Source organism: Actinomycetes bacterium (genome assembly GCA_035489715.1).
Lineage (GTDB): Bacteria > Actinomycetota > Actinomycetes > JACCUZ01 > JACCUZ01 > DATHAP01.
Genome location: DATHAP010000061.1, coordinates 1 through 16,423 on the forward strand (window position 1 = coordinate 1; position 16,423 = coordinate 16,423).

Genomic DNA, 16,423 nt, shown 5'->3' on the forward strand with positions numbered 1-16,423 from the left:
GGAACGCCCTGGCCGAGGTCGGCCTCGACGTCGACCAGGTGCCCGTCGACCCCGACCAGGGCGACGCCATGGGTCCGGGCCAGAGCCACGTCAGGCCACCCCGCGCACGTGCTCGACGACCGCCGGGCCGCGGGCCGGACGCAGCACCCCGACCAGGTCGATCCGCACGTCTGGCAGGTGCACACCCGACGCCGAGGTCCACGCGGCGGCCAGCCGGCGCAGCCGGGCCGCCTTGCGCGCGGTCACCGCCTCGAGGGGATGGCCGAAGCCGGTGCCTCGGCGGGTCTTGACCTCGCAGAAGACCAGGACGTCACCCTCGCGGGCCACGATGTCGAGCTCGCCGGCCGGGCAGCGCCAGTTGCGGTCGAGGATCACCATCCCCTGCCCGCGCAGGTGCGCCTCGGCCACCCGCTCGCCGTAGGCGCCTACCGCATCCGTCGCCCGCATGCCTCAACGGTGGCGGCCCGGGCACTCCCAGCAGGGCGCACGATGCCGATCTGTGGACGAGGCGGCACGTCGTCGTGCTGTGGACGGAAGGAGCGGCGCGGTCGTGTCCCAGCGGCGCCGCCGGGGCACGATGGGCCCGTGCCCGGGCAGCTCGACGGACTCCCGCTCGGCTCGCGGAGCCGTCAGTACGCGCGCCGCGGCCGGGGGAACCTGCGCGACCGGGTGCTGCGGCTGCGGCAGCGGGCGTTCCTGATCGCGCAGGTCGCGGTCGCGGCCGCCGCGGCCTACTGGATCGCCCACGACCTGCTCGGGCACCAGCAGCCGTTCTTCGCACCGGTGGCGGCGATCATCTCGCTGGGCATGTCCTACGGGCAGCGGCTGCGCCGGGTCGGCGAGGTCACCGTCGGCGTCGCGATCGGGGTGCTCGTCGCCGACCTGTTCGTCCGGGTCGCCGGCGTCGGCCTGTGGCAGATCGCGTTCGTCGTCGCCGGGTCGATGACGGTCGCGGTGCTGCTCGACGGCGGCCCGCTGCTGGTCACCCAGGCCGCCGTCCAGTCCGTCTTCGTCGCCCTGGTGGTGCCCACCGCCGCGCAGGGCTTCGACCGGTGGGTCGACGCGCTGGTCGGCGGCCTGGTCGCCCTCGCGGCGGCCGCGATCGCGCCACAGAGCCCGCTTCGTCAGCCGCGACAGGCTGCGGCGGCCGTGCTCGAGGAGCTCGCGGCGTTCCTGCACGAGGCCGCCGAGTCGCTGCGGACCGGCGACCGGGCGCGGGCCGGGCGGACGCTGGAGCGGGCCCGTGCGACCGACAGCGTCCTCGAGGACCTGCGGCAGGCGGCCGCCGAGGGCATCGAGGTCGTCCGGCAGTCACCGTTCCGCCGGCGGCACCGCGACCAGGTCTTCGGGGTGGCCGCACTGGCCGAGCCCCTCGACCGGGCGGTCCGCAACGCGCGGGTGCTGGTCCGCCGGGTCGCGGCCGCCACGCGGTACGACGAGACGGTGCCGCCGGCGTACGTCGACCTCGTCGCCGAGCTGGCAGACATGTCTGACCGGCTCTCCGACTGCCTCGAGGACCGTGGCCTGACCGCGGACCTCCGCCCCGGGCTGCAGCGCCTCGCCGCCCGGTCGTCGGCCGTGGCGGAGCCGGCCCAGCTCTCGTCGACCGTCGTCCTCGCCCAGGTCCGCTCGATCGTCGTCGACCTGCTGGAGCTCACCGGGCTGGACGAGGACGACGCGCTGGCGATGGTGCCCCGCCCGGGCGAGGAAGGCTGACCGTCGGAGGCGCCCCAGCGACCGACCGACGGACCGACCGACCGACGGACCGAGTGAAGGAGACGACATGACGCGAGTGGTTCACTTCGAGATCCAGGCCGACGACGTGGAACGCGCCAAGGCCTTCTACGGCTCGGTGTTCGACTGGTCCTTCCAGGACTACGGCCGGATTGCCGGCGCGACGTACTGGGGTGTCGTGACCGGTCCCGAGGACCAGCCCGGCATCAACGGCGGGCTCCTGCAGCGCCCCGCGCCGGCTCCCGCACCGGAGCAGGGCACGAACGCGTTCGTCTGCACCGTCGGCGTCGCCGACTACGACGAGACGGAGCGCCGCATCGTGGAGGCCGGCGGGGTCGTGGCGCTGCCCAAGATGGCACTGACCGGCATGGCCTGGCAGGGCTACTACCTGGACACCGAGGGCAACACGTTCGGCATCCACCAGCCCGACCCCGAGGCGAGGTAGCCGCGCGCGGACCGAGACCTAGGACCCCGGGGGCAGGTCCACCGACAGCTCGGAGCGGGCCAGCTCCTCGACGTTGACGTCCTTGAAGGTGAGCACCCGCACGTTCTTGACGAAGCGCGCCTGGCGGTACATGTCCCAGACCCAGGCGTCGGCCATCGTCACCTCGAAGTAGACCTCGCCGCCCTCCGTCGAGCGCGGCTGAACGTCCACGGAGTTGGTGAGGTAGAACCGGCGCTCGGTCTCGACGACGTAGGAGAACAGCCCGACCACGTCGCGGTACTCGCGATAGAGCTGCAGCTCCATCTCGGACTCGTACTTCTCGAGGTCCTCGGCACTCATCCGACCAGTACCTCCTCCTCCTGCACGCTCCCATCCTCCACGCGGACGAGGGTCCGTGACGGCACCCGGGGGTCCCCGGGCACCCGGCGCGCCACGTTGACGTAGGAGAACCGGTGCTCCGGGCACGGGCCGTGGGCGTCCAGAGCGGCGTTGTGCACAGGGGTCACGTAGCCCTTGTGCCCGAGGAAGTCGTACGTCGGGAAGCGCTCGTGCAGGCCCGCCATGATCCGGTCCCTGGTCACCTTGGCGACGACCGACGCCGCCGCGATCGACGCGCTGACCCGGTCGCCCTTCCACACCGCCAGGGCGGGCGCCGGCAGCCCGCGGATCGGGAAGCCGTCGGTCAGGACGTAGGCCGGGACGACGTCGAGCCGGGCCAGCGCTCGCCGCATGCCCTCGACGTTGCACACGTGCAGCCCCGTCCGGTCCACGTCGCCGGCCGGCACCACCACGACCGACCACGAGACGGCCCGCCGGACCACCTCGTCGTAGACCCGGTCCCGGGCAGCGGGGGTGAGCAGCTTGGAGTCGGCCAGCCCGGGCACCTGGCCGCGGCGGCCGGTCGGCAGCACGACGGCGGCGACGACCAGCGGCCCGGCGCACGCGCCACGGCCGGCCTCGTCGGCCCCGGCGACCGGGGTCAGGCCGGCCCGATCGAGCGCGCGCTCGTACGCCCACAGGCCGCCCTCCCGGCGCACCACGAAGCGCTGTGCCACTCGCATCGGGGGAAGCCTACGACCGGGCTGGCCCGCTCAGGGCCGGGACGCGTCCAGACGCGGCTGGTCGAACGTGTCGGGGCGGCGCAGCAGGCTGGCCCGGTCGAGCGGCCAGACGATCGTGAAGGCCCGCCCGATCACGTCGTCGACCGGCACGAACCCCTCGCCGGGCTGCTGCCGGTGAGCCCGGCTGTCCTCGGAGACCGAGCGATGGTCGCCCATGACCCACAGCTCGCCCTCGGGAACGGTCACCTTGAACTCGTCGAAGGACGGCTCGTCCTTGGGGAAGAGGTAGTCCTCCTCGTCCAGCGGCACGCCGTTGACGGTGACCCGCCCCTCGCTGTCGCAGCAGGCGACGTCGTCTCCGCCGACGCCGATGACCCGCTTGATCAGGTCCTCCTCGCCGGCCGCCGGGGCCAGCCCGACGAAGACCAGCGCGTCGCGCACAGCGCCGAGCACTCCCCCGCGCTCCTGCATCTCGGGCCCATTGAGCCAGCCGCCCGGGTCGCGGAACACCACGACGTCGCCGCGGTGGATCTCGTCGGGCTTGTCGGCCAGCTTGTTGACCAGCACCCGGTCGTTGACCAGCAGCGTGTTCTCCATCGACCCGGACGGGATGTAGAACGCCTGGACGAGGAACGTCTTGATCAGCACCGAGATCACCAGCGCGGTGATGACGATGCCGGGCAGCTCACGGAAGAACGACTTGCGCTTGGCCGGCGCGCGCATGGCCGGGGCCGCGGGCGTGACCGGGGCAGCGGGCGTGACCGGGGCAGCGGACGTGACGGGGGCAGCGGGCGTGACGGGGGCTGCGGGCCTCACGGGGGTCGCCGGAGTCGCAGCGGCCGGCGGCGACGACTCCGCGCCAGCCGGCGGTGGCGCGCCGTCGGTCGTCATGTGGTCCTCTCCTGTCCCCGTGCGGCGTCCATCATGACAGGCCACCCAGGCGGTCGAGGGGCCACACGACGCCGAGGACCCGCCCGATGACGTCGTCCACGGGCACCGTGCCGCCACCCGGGTCACCGAGGTGCGCCCGGGAGTCCATCGAGTCCGACCGGTGGTCGCCCATCACCCAGAGCCGCCCCTCGGGGACCCGGACGTCGAAGCGAAGCTCGGACGGCGAGTCGCCCGGGTAGAGGTAGCGACGCTCCTCCAGCGGCTCGCCGTTGACGGTCAGCCGCCCCCGGGAGTCGCAGCACGCGACCCGGTCGCCGCCGACCCCGATCACCCGTTTGACGTAGTCCGTGCGCACGTCCCCGGCCAGGCCGAAGCTCAGGAAGCGGACCACCCGGTCGCGCAGGGTCGGCTTTTGCGCGGCACCGACCGCCCCGAAGGTGTCGGTGCCGTCGAAGACCACGACGTCGCCCCGGTCGACCGAGCCGAACACGTAGCTCGCCCGGTCGACGAGGATCCGGTCGCCGATGTCGAGGGTGTCGCGCATCGAGCCGGACGGGATGGAGAACGGCGTCACCACGAAGGTGCGCACGAGCAGCGCTGCCAGCAGCACCGCGAGCAGCGTGCCGACGGTCCGGAAGCGCCGGCGCCGCGGCGCGCGCCGGCTCCCTCGGGGACGGCGGTGCCGCACAGGTGTGGCCGGTGGCGCGGGCGCCGGGTCAGCGGGCGGTCGGCCTGCTGTCGCGGCGCTCCTTGATCTTGGCAGCCTTGCCGCGGAGGTCACGGAGGTAGTAGAGCTTGGCCCGGCGGACGTCACCACGCGTCACGACCTCGATCTTGTCGATGACCGGCGTGTGGACCGGGAAGGTGCGCTCGACGCCGACGCCGAAGCTGACCTTGCGGACGGTGAAGGTCTCGCGGACGCCGGCGCCCTGGCGGCGGATGACGACACCCTGGAAGACCTGGATGCGGGAGCGGGTCCCCTCGACGACCTTGACGTGAACCTTGAGGGTGTCGCCGGGGCGGAACTCGGGGAGGTCCGAGCGCTTGCCTGCGGCGTCGAGGGCGTCCAACGTCTGCATGGGGATCTCATCTCTCGCGGTGCCACAGGTCACCCACGGTGGTGGGGGTGCAGTTGTGAGCGGTCCGGTCGTGGTGCCTCGCCCTCCCTGTGGCGGGGGCGCGCTCGCGGTGGGACCGCTGGTCCTTGCGGGACGCGTCAGTCTGCCACAGGCGCCGAGCCGCGGGCCAATCGACCGTCAGGCCCCACGACCCAGCCCAGCTCGCCGAGGAAGGCCCGGTCCGGGGCGTCGAGCGTGGCCGGGTCGAGCGCGGCCAGGAGGCCGGGGCGGCGTTCGGACGTACGTCGCAGGGCCTGGTCGCGCCGCCACCGCGCGATGCGGGCGTGGTCTCCCGAGAGCAGCACCTCCGGCACCGGGTGGCCGCGCCACGACGCCGGCTTGGTCCAGCCGGGCGCTTCGAGCAGCCCGCCCGAGACCACGCTGTGCGACTCGTCCACGAGGGAGTCGGCGTTGCCGATCACACCGGGCAGCAGGCGGGCCACCGCCTCGACGATCGCCAGCACGGCGACCTCGCCGCCGTTGAGGACGTAGTCGCCCAGCGAGACCTCGAGCACCCGTGCCCGGCCGGCCGCCTCGTCGAGCACCCGCTGGTCGATGCCCTCGTAGCGGCCGCAGGCGAAGACCAGGTGCTCCTCCCCCGCCAGCTCGTGCGCGAGTGCCTGGCTGAACGGGATCCCGCCCGGGGTCGGCACCACGACGACCGACGCGTCGGTGAGGACGGCGTCGAGGGCGTCGCCCCAGGGCTCGGGGCGCATCAGCATGCCCGGGCCGCCGCCGTAGGGCGTGTCGTCGACGGTGCGGTGCCGGTCGGTCGTCCACCTGCGCAGGTCGTGCACGGCCAGGTCGAGCAGGCCGTCCTCGACCGCCCGGCCGATCAGCGACAGCCGCAGCGGCGAGAGGTAGTCGGGGAAGATCGTGACCACGTCGACCTTCATCGGGCGTCCGGCCGCATCAGGCGTCCAGCAGGCCGGGCGGCGGGTCCACCTCGACCACGCCGCCGTCGACGTCGACCCACGGGACGATCTCGGCGACGAAGGGCACCAGCACCTCGCGGCCGTCGGGCGTGCGCACCGCGAGGACGTCCTGACCGGGCAGGTGCAGCACCTCGGCCAGCTCGCCGACCGGCTCGCCGCCGACGGTGCGCACGGCCAGCCCGACCAGCTGGTGGTCGTAGAACTCCTCCGGGTCCTCGGGCCGCTCGGCCGGGTCCACGTCGGCGAGCAGCAGGACGCCGCGCAACCGCTCGGCAGCCGCTCGGTCGTCGTGCCCGGCGAAGTGCAGCAGCAGCCGCCCGGAATGCACCCGGCCGGACTCGACGGTCAGCGGCCCGGCGGCCGCGGGGTCGGTGCGCACGGCGGTCCCGGGGGCCAGCCGGCCCTCCGGGTCGTCGGTGCGCACCTCGACCGAGACGTCGCCCTTGATGCCGTGCGGGCGGCCGATGCGGCCGACGATCACCTCCACGGCAGGTCCACCGCCCGTCGTCCGGTGCTCGCGGCCGAGCGCCTCAGCGCTCGTCGACGTCGAGGAAGTCGACCCGCACGCCCCGTCCCTGCGACAGCGCGCCGATGACTGTGCGCAGCGCCTTCGCCGTGCGGCCCGCCCGGCCGATCACCTTGCCGAGGTCGTCGGGGTGGACCCGGACCTCGAGGGTGCGGCCGCGGCGGGTGTTGCGGTCACGGACGGAGACGTCGTCAGGGTGCTCGACGATCCCGCGCACCAGGTGCTCGAGCGCCTCGTCGAGCATGGTCAGCTCTCGTCCGTGCCGGAGCGCTCCACCGAGGTGGTCTCCTCGATCGCCGGAGCGCCCTGGGCGGTGCCCTGGGTGGCCTTGGCGGCCGAGTCGTCGGCCGCAGCGGCCTCCGTCTTCGGCTCCTCGGTGACGGTGGCGTCGGCCGGTGCCCCGGTGGCGTCGGCCGGTGCCCCGGCGGCGTCGGCCGGTGTCCCGGCGGCGTCGGTCGGCGTCCCCGCGGCGTCGCTGCCCGCGGCCCGGACGTCACCGTCGGCTGCCGCCTCGTCGGCCGTCGGGCGGGCCGCCTTCGGCGTGCCCTCGGCGGCCTCGGTCGCGACCTTCTTGGCGGCCCGCTTCTTCGGCGTGGTGGCGCCGTCCTTGGCACCCCCGGTGCCGGCCGAGTCCTTGGCGGCGGCCTCGAAGACGGCCTTCTTGTCGGCCCTCGGCTCGGCGGTGCGCAGGGTGCCCTCGGCGCCCGGCAGCCCCTTGAACTTCTGCCAGTCACCGGTGATCTTCAGGATCGCGGCCACCGGCTCGGTCGGCTGCGCGCCGACGCCCAGCCAGTACTGCGCACGCTCGGAGTCGACCTCGATCAGCGAGGGCTCCTGGGTGGGGTGGTACTTGCCGATCTCCTCGATCGCCCGGCCGTCGCGCTTGGTGCGCGAGTCAGCGACGACGATGCGGTAGTACGGCGCACGGATCTTGCCCATGCGCATCAGCTTGATCTTGACAGCCACGGGTGTGGGGCTCCTGGTCTGAAGAGGTGGCGGACCTGCGCCGCGTGGGGTGCGGTGCCCGGCCCGGCCGGAGTGGACACGGCGGCACGCGGAGAGAGGGCCGCGAGACGCCGGGTTCAGCCGGGTCATCATGCCAGACCGGCCAGCCACCCCCGAAATCGCCGCCGCCGCACCGTCAGCTGTGCGATGACGCACCGGTCCGTAGGCGTGTCCGGTGCGTCGGCGCTGAGGGCGTCAGGCGACGACGCGGCCGCGCAGGACGACCAGGCGGGGGTGCGCGAGGACGCGCAGGTCGGCGCGAGGGTCCTGGTCGTACGCCACCAGGTCGGCCGGCGCCCCCTCCTCGAGGGCCGGCCGCGCGAGCCAGGACCGGGCCGCCCACGACGCGGCACCGAGCGCGGCCTCGGCGGTCATGCCGACCTGCTCGTGCAGGGCCAGCACCTCACGCCCGATCAGCCCGTGCGGCAGCACTCCCCCGGCGTCAGTCCCGGCGTAGACCGGCACACCGGCCTCGACCGCTGCACCCAGCACCGTGTCGCAGCGGGCGTGCAGGTCGCGCATGTGCGCCGCGTAGGTGGGGAACTTCGGACCGGCCTGCGCGGCGTACGCCGGGAAGTTGTCCAGCTGGACCCTCGTGGGCACCAGGGCCGTGCCGCGGCGGGCCATCTCGACGACCACGTCGTCGGTGATGCCGGTGCCGTGCTCGACGCAGTCGATGCCGCCGGCCACCAGCTCGGCCACCGACTGCTCGCCGAAGCAGTGCGCGGTGACCCGGACGCCGAGCTCGTGCGCCCGGGCGATCGCGGCGGCGGCCAGGTCGGCGGGCCAGCAGGGGGTGAGGTCGCCGGCGTCGCGGTCGATCCAGTCGCCGACCAGCTTGACCCAGCCGTCGCCGCGGGCAGCCTGCCGCTCGACCTCGGCGACCAGCTGCTCCGGCTCCACCTCCTCGCCGTAGTTGCGGATGTAGCGCTTGCTGCGCGCGATGTGCCGGCCGGCCCGGATGATGCGCGGCAGGTCCGGCCGCTCGTCGACCCAGTGGGTGTCGACCGGCACGCCGGCGTCGCGCAGCAGCAGCGCGCCGGTGTCGCGGTCGGCGACGGCCTGGGCCTCGGTGATGGCCTCGTCGACGCCCCCGTGCTCGTCGAGGCCGACGTGGCAGTGCGCGTCGACCAGGCCGGGGAGCAGCCATCCGACGTCGACCACGGTCTCGGCCTCCCGGCGGGTCGCGGCGTCCGGGTCGCTGCGGACGTGCCCCTCGGCGTCGACCCACACGTCCCGCGGCTCGCCCTCGGGGAGGACCACCGCGCGCAGGTGCAGGGCGTTCACGTCGACTCCCGGCCCGCCGGCGTCAGTTCGACGATCCGGGGGGCAGCAGGCCCTTGAGCTCGGCAGGCAGCTCGAAGTCGGCCGGCTGGTCGGGCACCGGCTCGCCGGCCGCACGCGCCTCCGCCTGCCTCTGCTCCAGCGCGCGCTTGGCCGGGTTGCCCGAACGGCCGCCCTTGACCTTGCGCTTCTGCTGCGCCTTGCCCTTGGACTTCTTGCCGATGCCCATGCCCGGCATGCCCGGCATCCCCGGCATGCCGCCGCCCGCCGCGAGCTGCTTCATCATCTTCTGCGCCTCGGTGAAGCGCTCGACGAGCCCGTTGACGTCGGCGACGGTGCGTCCGGAGCCGCGAGCAATCCGCTGCCGGCGGGACGCGTTGAGGATCTTGTGGTTGCGGCGCTCCTCCGGCGTCATCGACTTGATGATCGCGGTGGTGCGGTCGACCTCGCGCTCGTCGAGGTTCTCGATCTGCTCGCGCATCGCGCCCATGCCCGGGAGCATCCCGAGCAGCTTGGACATCGAGCCCATCTTCCGGACGCTCTCCATCTGCGCCAGGAAGTCCTCGAAGGTGAAGTCCTCGCCGCGACCGAACTTGCCGGCCATCTCTTCGGCCTGGTCCTTGTCGAAGGCCTTCTCGGCCTGCTCGATCAGGGTCAGGACGTCACCCATCCCGAGGATGCGCGAGGCCATCCGGTCGGGGTGGAAGGTGTCGAAGTCCTCGAGCTTCTCGCCGGCGCTGGCGAACATCACCTGCCGGCCGGTGACCTTGGCCACCGACAGGGCGGCACCGCCGCGGGCGTCGCCGTCGAGCTTGGTGAGCACGACGCCGTCGAAGCCGACGCCGTCGAGGAAGGCCAGCGCGGTGGTGACGGCGTCCTGGCCGATCATCGCGTCGACGACGAAGAGCGTCTCGTCGGGCTGCACGGCGTCGCGGATGTCGGCGGCCTGCTGCATCAGGTCGGTGTCGACGCCCAGCCGGCCGGCCGTGTCGACGACCACGACGTCGTACATCTTGGCGCGGGCGTGCTCGACCGCCCGCCGCGCCACGTCGACCGGGTCGCCCACCCCGTTGCCCGGCTCCGGCGCGAAGACCTCGACGGCGGCCCGCTCGCCGACGACCTGCAGCTGGGTGACGGCGTTGGGGCGCTGCAGGTCGGCCGCGACGAGCAGCGGCGCGTGCCCCTGGCTCTTGAGCCAGAAGCCGAGCTTGCCGGCGAGGGTCGTCTTGCCGGAGCCCTGCAGGCCGGCCAGCATGATCACCGTCGGCGGGTGCTTGGCGAAGCGCAGCCGGCGGGTCTCCCCACCGAGGATCGCCACGAGCTCCTCGTCGACGATCTTGATGATCTGCTGCGCGGGGTTGAGCGCCTGGTGCACCTCGGCGCCGCGGGCCCGCTCGCGCACGGCGGCGATGAAGTCCTTGACCACCGGCAGCGCGACGTCTGCCTCGAGCAGCGCGACCCGGATCTCCCGGGTCGTGGCGTCGATGTCGGCGTCGGTCAGCCTGCCCTTGCCGCGGAGGTTCTTGAACGTGGCGGCCAGGCGGTCGGAGAGGGTCGCGAACACGTGGCCAGCCTAGGCGACCGGCCCGGGCGGCCCTGCCGTGCAACGCTTCCTCGCGGTGGTCCGTAGTGAGAGGTGGACAGGGGCGGCAGCGGACGGCAGGAGGCGGCATGGCGAGCGGCACCGGCTACGACGGCGGGCGCGACCCGCAGTTCGCCGCGTTCGTCCATGCCCGGCGGCCGGCGCTGCTGCGGCTCGCCACCCTGCTCGCGGCTGGCGACCCGCATCTTGCCGAGGACCTCGTGCAGACGGCGCTCACCCGGCTGTACGTCGCCTGGTGGCGCGTGGAGCGCGACCAGGGTCCCGAGGCGTACTGCCGACGGATCCTGGTCAACGCCGTCGTCGACGAGCGGCGCCGGCCGTGGCGGCGCTCCGAGACCAGCCGGGCGGAGCTGCCCGAGGTCGCGGACCGACGCGGCGACCGCCCGGGCAGCTCCCCGGAGGACCGCGACGCGATGCGCGCAGCCCTCGCCTCGCTCGGCCCGCGGATGCGGGCGGCGGTGGTGCTGCGGCACTGGCTCGGCTACGACGTCGCCGAGTGCGCCGCGCTGCTGGGCTGCTCCGAGGGCACCGTCAAGAGCCAGACCGCCCGCGGCCTCGACCGGCTGCGCGCCCTGCTGTCCGACGACCTGACGCTCACCCCTGCCACCCAGACCTCCACCGGGAGCACACGATGACCGACCTCACCGACCTGCTCGACTCGGCCGCCGGCCGGCACCCCGCGCCCGGTCCCGACGTCGTCCGCGACGACCTCGCGCGCGGCCGGCGGGCGCTCGTCCGGCGGCGCTGGACCCGGACCGGGCTGGCCTTCTCGGGCGCCGTGGCGGTGGCCGTCGCCGCCTTCGCCCTCCCCGCCGCCCTCGACACCGAGCCGCAGGTGCACAGCGTCGTGCCGGCCGCCGGCGGCAGCGGGGGGTCGGCGGCGGACGCGCCGAACCCCGGCGTCGACCTGGTGGCATTCGACGCCGGACCGGTCCGCAAGCCGATCTCCCCCGGGCTGGTGCCGGACGGCTGGTCGGTGTCGGGCGACGAGTTCGCGCTGGTGGTCGCCCCGCCCGGGTCCGACACGTCCCCGGCTGACTACCGGGGCAAGCTCGTCGTGTACCTCGACGCCAACACGATCCCGAACGAGTCGCTGCCGATGAAGATCGCCGTCGACGTCGGCGAGCGGACCGGCTTCGCGATCCGCGCCGAGCCCTCGATGCTGCAGGTCTGGGTGCCGCAGGAGGACGGGACGGCGCTGCGCGCCCAGGCGCCGAAGTCGCTCGGCTGGGACGAGGCAACCCTGGGCCGGTTCCTCGGCGCCGTCGTGGTCGGCGAAGGAGCGACCGCCGGCGTGGGCTGACCCCGTCGGGGGTGGCGCACTTCGCCGACCGGGCGCATCGTGGTGCTGCCCGCGTTCTGCCCGGCCCCTGCGGTGCGGCGGCGCGAGTAGGGCTGCGCCGCCGCCCCCCTCTTCCGGTGGTGCCGACCCTGCGGGGGCGGGGCGCGGCGAAGAGTGCGGTCCGTCGATCGCGAACCACGTCCGCCCCGCCTCCGTGCGGCCTCCGTCATCTCCTGACACCACCGGTGGGCCCGCGCACGCATCCCTCACGTCCGGTGACATGGGCCGAGCCCTGGGGGGTAGAGCCAAGGCGTGCCGCACGTCGTCGTCGACCTGGACTCCGATGTCCCGGCCGAACGTGTGCTGGCAGCTGCGACCGATTTCAGCGAGCGCCGGCCGGAGCTGTGGCCGAACATCTCCCGCGACTTCTGGCGCCTCCACGATCGTGGTGAGAGCTGGGCCGAGGCGACGGAGGGCAGCCCGTCCGTCTGGGCGCGGGAGCGCTACGAGTGGGCCGGTAACCGCGTCGTCGGGACCACGCAGGAGTCCAACGTGTGGCGTCCCGGTGGCACCTGGACGTTGACCGCCGAGCCGCGCGACGGCGGCAGTCACGTCCGGGTCGTCCTGGACCGACGCTTCAAGGGCAGAGGGTGGGTCTTCTACCCGATGGTTGCGCTCTTCGGGCGGCAGATGTTCGAGCGGAACCTCGCCAAGACGCTGACAGTCCTGCGCAGCTCGAGCTGAGCCCGCGTCCGCCGGGCTGCTCCCTACGCCGTGCGAGTAATGCCGCCGCCCGGCGGCCGGACCGTCTTCGAAAGGACCGCGCGATCGAGCATCCTGGTGCAGTGATCTTCCATCGCCAGGACCGGGTGGGGGCCCGGTGGCAGTCCCCCGGCGCTCCGGTGGCGTCATGACCGGCGCACCGGTCACCGGCGCCATCCGCGAGCTGACCGTCGACGGCGTGCGGCTGGCGGTCCGCGAGTGGGGCGAGCCGAGCGGCCGGCCGCTGCTGTTCTGGCACCCGCTCGGCACGGTGACGTCCGGCGCCTGGCTGACCGAGCTCGCCCCGACGCTGGTGGGGCACGGCTACCACGCGGTCGCCGTCGACGGCCCAGGGTTCGGCGGCTCCCAAGCGGTCGACCCGGCGGAGCTGCGCGTCGACCGGCTGGCCGCCCTCCTGTGGGGCGTCGGCGACGCCCTCGGGCTGGACCACCCGGTCGTCGTGGGCCACTCCTGGGGCGGGGTCGTCGCCCTGCGCGCCGCGGCGGAGCGGCCGGCCGAGGTCGCGGCGCTGGTGCTGCTCGACAGCGGCCACCGGGACTACGCCGACGACCCGCGCACCCGGCCGGACCAGCCACTGGCCGAGCGCGCGGCAGAGACCGAGAGCCAGCTCGAGGTGTGGCCGGACCTGGCAGCGCTGCACGCCGACGTCGAGGGAGTCCTCCGCCGCCCGGCGACCGACCTCCTGCTGGCCGCGCTGACGCCGGCCGTCCGGCAGCGGGACGACGGCTCCCTGGTCCCGGTCGTCTCGGCGGAGACGGTCGCCGGCGCCCGGCACGGCCTGGTGCGCGAGCGGTGCAGCGAGCGCTGGCCGGTCCTCGCCGCGGCGGCCACGCCGGTCCTCCTCCTGCTGGCCGACCAGCCGCCCGAGCTCGCGGCCGGCAACGTCGCCGACGCGGAGCGCATGCGCGCCTCGCTGCCCCAGCTCGAGGCGCGGGTGATGACCGGCTGGGGGCACGACCTGGTCGGCGACGGCGGGCCGGAGGTGGCGGAGGTCGTTGTGGAGTGGCTGTCGGACGTACGTCGCTGAGGTCGGTCGGACCTCAGGCTGCGGCGTCGGTGAGCAGCCGGACGACCTCGCGCGCCGCGCCGTCGTCGAGCGGGCGGCCGGCGCCGTCCTGCAGGTAGAACACGTCGACCGCCTCGGCCCCCAGGGTGACGACCCGGGCGCCGCGGACGCTGATGCCCATCAGCGCCAGTGCCCGGCCGAGCCGGTAGAGCAGCCCCGGCCGGTCCGCGGCGCGCACCTCGACCACGGTGGCGGACTCGGAGGCGCCCGGCACCACGTCGACCCGCGGGGCCGGTGGCTCCACGGCCGGGACCCGACGGCTCGCGTCCCGTGCGGCGAGCCGCTGGGTCACGTCCAGGTCGCCGCTGAGCGCCCGGCCGATGTCGGTGCGCAGCGCGACGGCCCGCGGGTCGTGGTCGCGGTCGGGCACCACCGTCCAGACGTCCAGCGCCATTCCGTCCTCGGTGCGCACCTGGGCCGACCGGACCGACAGCCGGTGCAGGGCCAGGACGCCGGCGATGGTGAAGAACAGGCCGGTCCGGTCCGGGGCGGCGACCGTCACCGTCCAGGTGATGGCCTCGTCCGGCTCGGCCAGGACCTCGAGCCGGCCCTGGTCGACCAGCCGGGTCTGCCCCGGCGTCAGCGGGGGCGGCGGGGGCGGCGGTGCGCCGCCCAGCTGCAGTCCGGTCCGGCGCACGAGCTCGTCCACGAGTCCCGCCTTCCACTCGCTCCAGGCAGCGGGCCCGGTGGCCCGGGCGTCCGCCACGGTCAGGGCGGCCAGCAGCTCGAGCGAGCCGTGGTCGCCGACCTCCGCCGCCACCGTCCCGGCGGTCGCCGGGTCCGCCAGGTCGCGCCGGGTCGCAGCCTCGACGAGCAGCAGGTGCGATCCGACGAGCCGGGTCAGGGTCCGGACGTCGTCGGGCGGGTAGCCCATCCGGGTCGCGACCCGCTCGGCGAGGACGGCGCCGGCCGCGCTGTGGTCGACGCCGTCTGTCTCCGACCCCTTGCCGATGTCGTGCAGCACGGCCCCGACCAGCAGCAGGTCGGGCCGCGACACCTCGCGAACGAGGGGGGCCGCGCACACCGCTGCCTCGAGCAGGTGGCGGTCCACGCTGAAGCGGTGCACCGCGTTGCGCTGCGGCCGGTGGCGCACCAGGGCCCACTCGGGCAGCAGCCGCTGCCCCAGCCCGGCCTGGTCGAGCGCCTCCCAGACCGGCACCAGCTGCGGGCCGGCACCCAGCAGCTCGACGAACAGCTGGCGGGCGTTCTCCGGCCACGGCTCGGGCAGCAGTGGGCCGTCGGCGGCCAGGCGGTCCACCGAGCTCGCCGACAGCGGCAGCCCGGCACGCGCCGCGCGCGCGGCCATCCGCAGCACCAGCAACGGGTCGGAGCGCGGGTCCGCCTGCGCGGTCAGGACGGCCTCGCCGTCGTGCTCGGCGAGCCCCGGGCCGAGCAGCCGCAGCACCGGCTTGCGGCCACGCACGAAGCGCGACCGCTGGGGCCGGGTCGCCTGCAGCGCGCGCCGCCAGGTGACGTCGGCCGCGTGGGTGACGGAGGCGGCCGCGCCGCCGACGACGCGCAGCAGGTCGTCCGGGCCGTCGATGCCGAGCAGGGCGGCGACCGGCTCCTGCTCCTGCTGCACGAGCACGTTGCTCGCGCGGCCGGTGGTGCGGTGCAGCGCGTCCCGTACGTCGGCCAGGACCCGGACCGCCTCGTCCGCGTCGCGGTGCGGCCGGTCCGCGACCCACGACGCGGCCACCGCGCGGAGGGACACCAGGTCCCGGAGCCCGCCCCGGCCCTCCTTGAGGTCGGGCTCGAGGTCGTGGCGCAGGTCGCCGTGCCGCGCGCCGCGGTCGTCCCACATCTCGCGCAGCTCCGGCAGCCGGCGCCGCGCCCCGGCCCGCCAGTCGGCGAGGACGCTGGACCGCAGCCGTGCCGCCAGCGCCGGCTCGCCCGCGACCGGCCGGGCGTCGAGCAGCCCGAGCAGGACCGCCAGGTCGCCGCTGGCCAGGCGCCGGGCCTCGTCGAAGGTGCGGACGCTGTGGTCCAGCTTCACCCCGCTGTCCCACACCGGGTACCAGACCTTGTCGGCGAGGGCGGCGACCCCGGCCAGGCCGTCGCGGTCGGCGTGCAGCAGCAGCAGGTCCAGGTCGCTGCCCGGCGACAGCTCTCCCCGGCCGTAGCCGCCGACCGCGACCAGCGCGACGCGGGTGGTCGGGACGCCGGTCTCGCGACAGGCCGCGCCGAAGACCTGCCGCAGCCAGGAGTCGGTCAGGGCGGCCAGGCCGCGCCGCCGCTGCTGGCCGCCCGCGCCCGGCGCCGGGAGCTGGTCGAGCAGCTCGCGGCGCCGGGCGGCGTAGTCGGCGGGAGAGGTCCCCGCCGAGGGGGTCAGGTCCTCAGAGCGCGTCGACGCCACGGTCACCCGTGCGCACCCGGACCACCGTGTCGACCGGGGAGGACCAGACTTTCCCGTCGCCGATACGGCCGGTCTGCGCGCTCTTGACCACGACCTCGATGACGTCGTCGGCGTCGGCGTCGTCGACGAGCACCTCGATGCGCACCTTGGGCACCAGGTCGACGGTGTACTCCGCCCCCCGGTAGACCTCGGTGTGGCCCTTCTGCCGGCCGTAGCCGCTGGCCTCGGTCACGGTGATGCCGTGGACCCCGAAGGACTCCAGCGCGCTCTTCACGTCGTCGAGCTTGAACGGCTTGATGACTGCGGTGACGAGCTTCATCGGGGCCCCCTCGGA

General features: G+C 74.7%; 18 protein-coding genes and 2 pseudogenes. 6 read left to right on the forward strand and 14 right to left on the reverse strand.

The window, feature by feature from the left end; all coding sequences use genetic code 11:
- Positions 1 to 90 precede the first annotated feature (90 nt).
- On the reverse strand, positions 91 to 447 hold the full coding sequence (locus VK640_05195) for a YraN family protein (GenBank protein HTE72582.1): 357 nt from the start codon (positions 445 to 447) through the stop codon (positions 91 to 93).
- A gap of 138 nt (positions 448 to 585) precedes the next feature.
- On the opposite strand from VK640_05195, the gene VK640_05200 reads away from it, so the two are divergent.
- Positions 586 to 1,716 carry an FUSC family protein gene (locus VK640_05200; protein ID HTE72583.1) on the forward strand — a complete coding sequence of 377 codons (1,131 nt, stop codon included), beginning with the start codon at positions 586 to 588 and terminating at the stop codon, positions 1,714 to 1,716.
- Positions 1,717 to 1,783: 67 nt separating this feature from the next.
- Complete coding sequence (locus VK640_05205) at positions 1,784 to 2,179, forward strand: VOC family protein (GenBank protein ID HTE72584.1); 396 nt, start codon at positions 1,784 to 1,786, stop codon at positions 2,177 to 2,179.
- 18 nt (positions 2,180 to 2,197) lie between these two features.
- On the opposite strand, the gene VK640_05210 is transcribed toward VK640_05205, so the two are convergent.
- The 11 genes and pseudogenes from VK640_05210 to ffh form a co-directional block, all read right to left on the reverse strand.
- Complete coding sequence (locus VK640_05210) at positions 2,198 to 2,518, reverse strand: DUF2469 domain-containing protein (protein ID HTE72585.1); 321 nt, start codon at positions 2,516 to 2,518, stop codon at positions 2,198 to 2,200.
- Positions 2,519 to 2,607: 89 nt separating this feature from the next.
- Positions 2,608 to 3,240 (reverse strand): annotated as a pseudogene (locus VK640_05215) (ribonuclease HII).
- A 30-nt stretch (positions 3,241 to 3,270) separates the two neighbouring features.
- Positions 3,271 to 3,963 carry a signal peptidase I gene (gene lepB / locus VK640_05220; protein HTE72586.1) on the reverse strand — a complete coding sequence of 231 codons (693 nt, stop codon included), beginning with the start codon at positions 3,961 to 3,963 and terminating at the stop codon, positions 3,271 to 3,273.
- A 199-nt stretch (positions 3,964 to 4,162) separates the two neighbouring features.
- The gene (lepB, locus tag VK640_05225) at positions 4,163 to 4,948 is read right to left on the reverse strand and encodes a signal peptidase I (GenBank protein ID HTE72587.1); all 786 of its coding nucleotides are present in this window, start codon (positions 4,946 to 4,948) and stop codon (positions 4,163 to 4,165) included.
- Positions 4,848 to 5,210, reverse strand: a complete 363-nt coding sequence (gene rplS, locus VK640_05230) for a 50S ribosomal protein L19 (protein ID HTE72588.1) — start codon at positions 5,208 to 5,210, stop codon at positions 4,848 to 4,850. The genes lepB (VK640_05225) and rplS overlap by 101 nt, the downstream gene beginning before the upstream one ends.
- A gap of 137 nt (positions 5,211 to 5,347) precedes the next feature.
- Complete coding sequence (trmD, locus tag VK640_05235) at positions 5,348 to 6,145, reverse strand: tRNA (guanosine(37)-N1)-methyltransferase TrmD (protein HTE72589.1); 798 nt, start codon at positions 6,143 to 6,145, stop codon at positions 5,348 to 5,350.
- A gap of 16 nt (positions 6,146 to 6,161) precedes the next feature.
- Complete coding sequence (gene rimM / locus VK640_05240; GenBank protein HTE72590.1) at positions 6,162 to 6,671, reverse strand: ribosome maturation factor RimM; 510 nt, start codon at positions 6,669 to 6,671, stop codon at positions 6,162 to 6,164.
- A 43-nt stretch (positions 6,672 to 6,714) separates the two neighbouring features.
- The gene (locus VK640_05245) at positions 6,715 to 6,954 is read right to left on the reverse strand and encodes an RNA-binding protein (protein ID HTE72591.1); all 240 of its coding nucleotides are present in this window, start codon (positions 6,952 to 6,954) and stop codon (positions 6,715 to 6,717) included.
- 254 nt (positions 6,955 to 7,208) lie between these two features.
- Positions 7,209 to 7,676 (reverse strand): annotated as a pseudogene (gene rpsP / locus VK640_05250) (30S ribosomal protein S16).
- Between the two features lie 234 nt (positions 7,677 to 7,910).
- Complete coding sequence (locus VK640_05255) at positions 7,911 to 9,002, reverse strand: amidohydrolase family protein (GenBank protein ID HTE72592.1); 1,092 nt, start codon at positions 9,000 to 9,002, stop codon at positions 7,911 to 7,913.
- A 22-nt stretch (positions 9,003 to 9,024) separates the two neighbouring features.
- A complete protein-coding gene (ffh, locus tag VK640_05260; GenBank protein ID HTE72593.1) occupies positions 9,025 to 10,563 on the reverse strand; it encodes a signal recognition particle protein in 1,539 nt (512 codons plus the stop codon).
- 107 nt (positions 10,564 to 10,670) lie between these two features.
- On the opposite strand from ffh, the gene VK640_05265 reads away from it, so the two are divergent.
- The 4 genes from VK640_05265 to VK640_05280 all read left to right on the forward strand — a co-directional run bounded on the left by VK640_05265 (position 10,671) and on the right by VK640_05280 (position 13,694).
- Entirely contained in the window at positions 10,671 to 11,237 is a 567-nt protein-coding gene (locus tag VK640_05265) for a SigE family RNA polymerase sigma factor (GenBank protein HTE72594.1), read from the forward strand.
- On the forward strand, positions 11,234 to 11,905 hold the full coding sequence (locus VK640_05270; protein ID HTE72595.1) for a hypothetical protein: 672 nt from the start codon (positions 11,234 to 11,236) through the stop codon (positions 11,903 to 11,905). The genes VK640_05265 and VK640_05270 overlap by 4 nt, the downstream gene beginning before the upstream one ends.
- Positions 11,906 to 12,196: 291 nt before the next feature.
- A complete protein-coding gene (locus VK640_05275; protein HTE72596.1) occupies positions 12,197 to 12,628 on the forward strand; it encodes an SRPBCC family protein in 432 nt (143 codons plus the stop codon).
- A gap of 166 nt (positions 12,629 to 12,794) precedes the next feature.
- Positions 12,795 to 13,694 carry an alpha/beta hydrolase gene (locus tag VK640_05280; protein ID HTE72597.1) on the forward strand — a complete coding sequence of 300 codons (900 nt, stop codon included), beginning with the start codon at positions 12,795 to 12,797 and terminating at the stop codon, positions 13,692 to 13,694.
- Positions 13,695 to 13,707: 13 nt separating this feature from the next.
- On the opposite strand, the gene VK640_05285 is transcribed toward VK640_05280, so the two are convergent.
- Positions 13,708 to 16,089, reverse strand: a complete 2,382-nt coding sequence (locus tag VK640_05285; GenBank protein ID HTE72598.1) for a [protein-PII] uridylyltransferase — start codon at positions 16,087 to 16,089, stop codon at positions 13,708 to 13,710.
- Positions 16,070 to 16,408 carry a P-II family nitrogen regulator gene (locus VK640_05290; protein HTE72599.1) on the reverse strand — a complete coding sequence of 113 codons (339 nt, stop codon included), beginning with the start codon at positions 16,406 to 16,408 and terminating at the stop codon, positions 16,070 to 16,072. The genes VK640_05285 and VK640_05290 overlap by 20 nt, the downstream gene beginning before the upstream one ends.
- Positions 16,409 to 16,423 lie beyond the last annotated feature (15 nt).

What these genes read in the sequence shown, in the direction of transcription:
- VK640_05245 (HTE72591.1), bottom strand. Translation starts at nt 6,954, where the DNA reads ATGCTCGACGAGGCGCTCGAGCACCTGGTGCGCGGGATCGTCGAGCAC.
- VK640_05210 (HTE72585.1), bottom strand. Translation starts at nt 2,518, where the DNA reads ATGAGTGCCGAGGACCTCGAGAAGTACGAGTCCGAGATGGAGCTGCAG.
- VK640_05270 (HTE72595.1), top strand. Translation starts at nt 11,234, where the DNA reads ATGACCGACCTCACCGACCTGCTCGACTCGGCCGCCGGCCGGCACCCC.
- trmD (HTE72589.1), bottom strand. Translation starts at nt 6,145, where the DNA reads ATGAAGGTCGACGTGGTCACGATCTTCCCCGACTACCTCTCGCCGCTG.
- VK640_05290 (HTE72599.1), bottom strand. Translation starts at nt 16,408, where the DNA reads ATGAAGCTCGTCACCGCAGTCATCAAGCCGTTCAAGCTCGACGACGTG.
- VK640_05280 (HTE72597.1), top strand. Translation starts at nt 12,795, where the DNA reads ATGACCGGCGCACCGGTCACCGGCGCCATCCGCGAGCTGACCGTCGAC.
- lepB (HTE72586.1), bottom strand. Translation starts at nt 3,963, where the DNA reads ATGCGCGCGCCGGCCAAGCGCAAGTCGTTCTTCCGTGAGCTGCCCGGC.
- VK640_05195 (HTE72582.1), bottom strand. Translation starts at nt 447, where the DNA reads ATGCGGGCGACGGATGCGGTAGGCGCCTACGGCGAGCGGGTGGCCGAG.
- VK640_05265 (HTE72594.1), top strand. Translation starts at nt 10,671, where the DNA reads ATGGCGAGCGGCACCGGCTACGACGGCGGGCGCGACCCGCAGTTCGCC.
- rplS (HTE72588.1), bottom strand. Translation starts at nt 5,210, where the DNA reads ATGCAGACGTTGGACGCCCTCGACGCCGCAGGCAAGCGCTCGGACCTC.
- VK640_05205 (HTE72584.1), top strand. Translation starts at nt 1,784, where the DNA reads ATGACGCGAGTGGTTCACTTCGAGATCCAGGCCGACGACGTGGAACGC.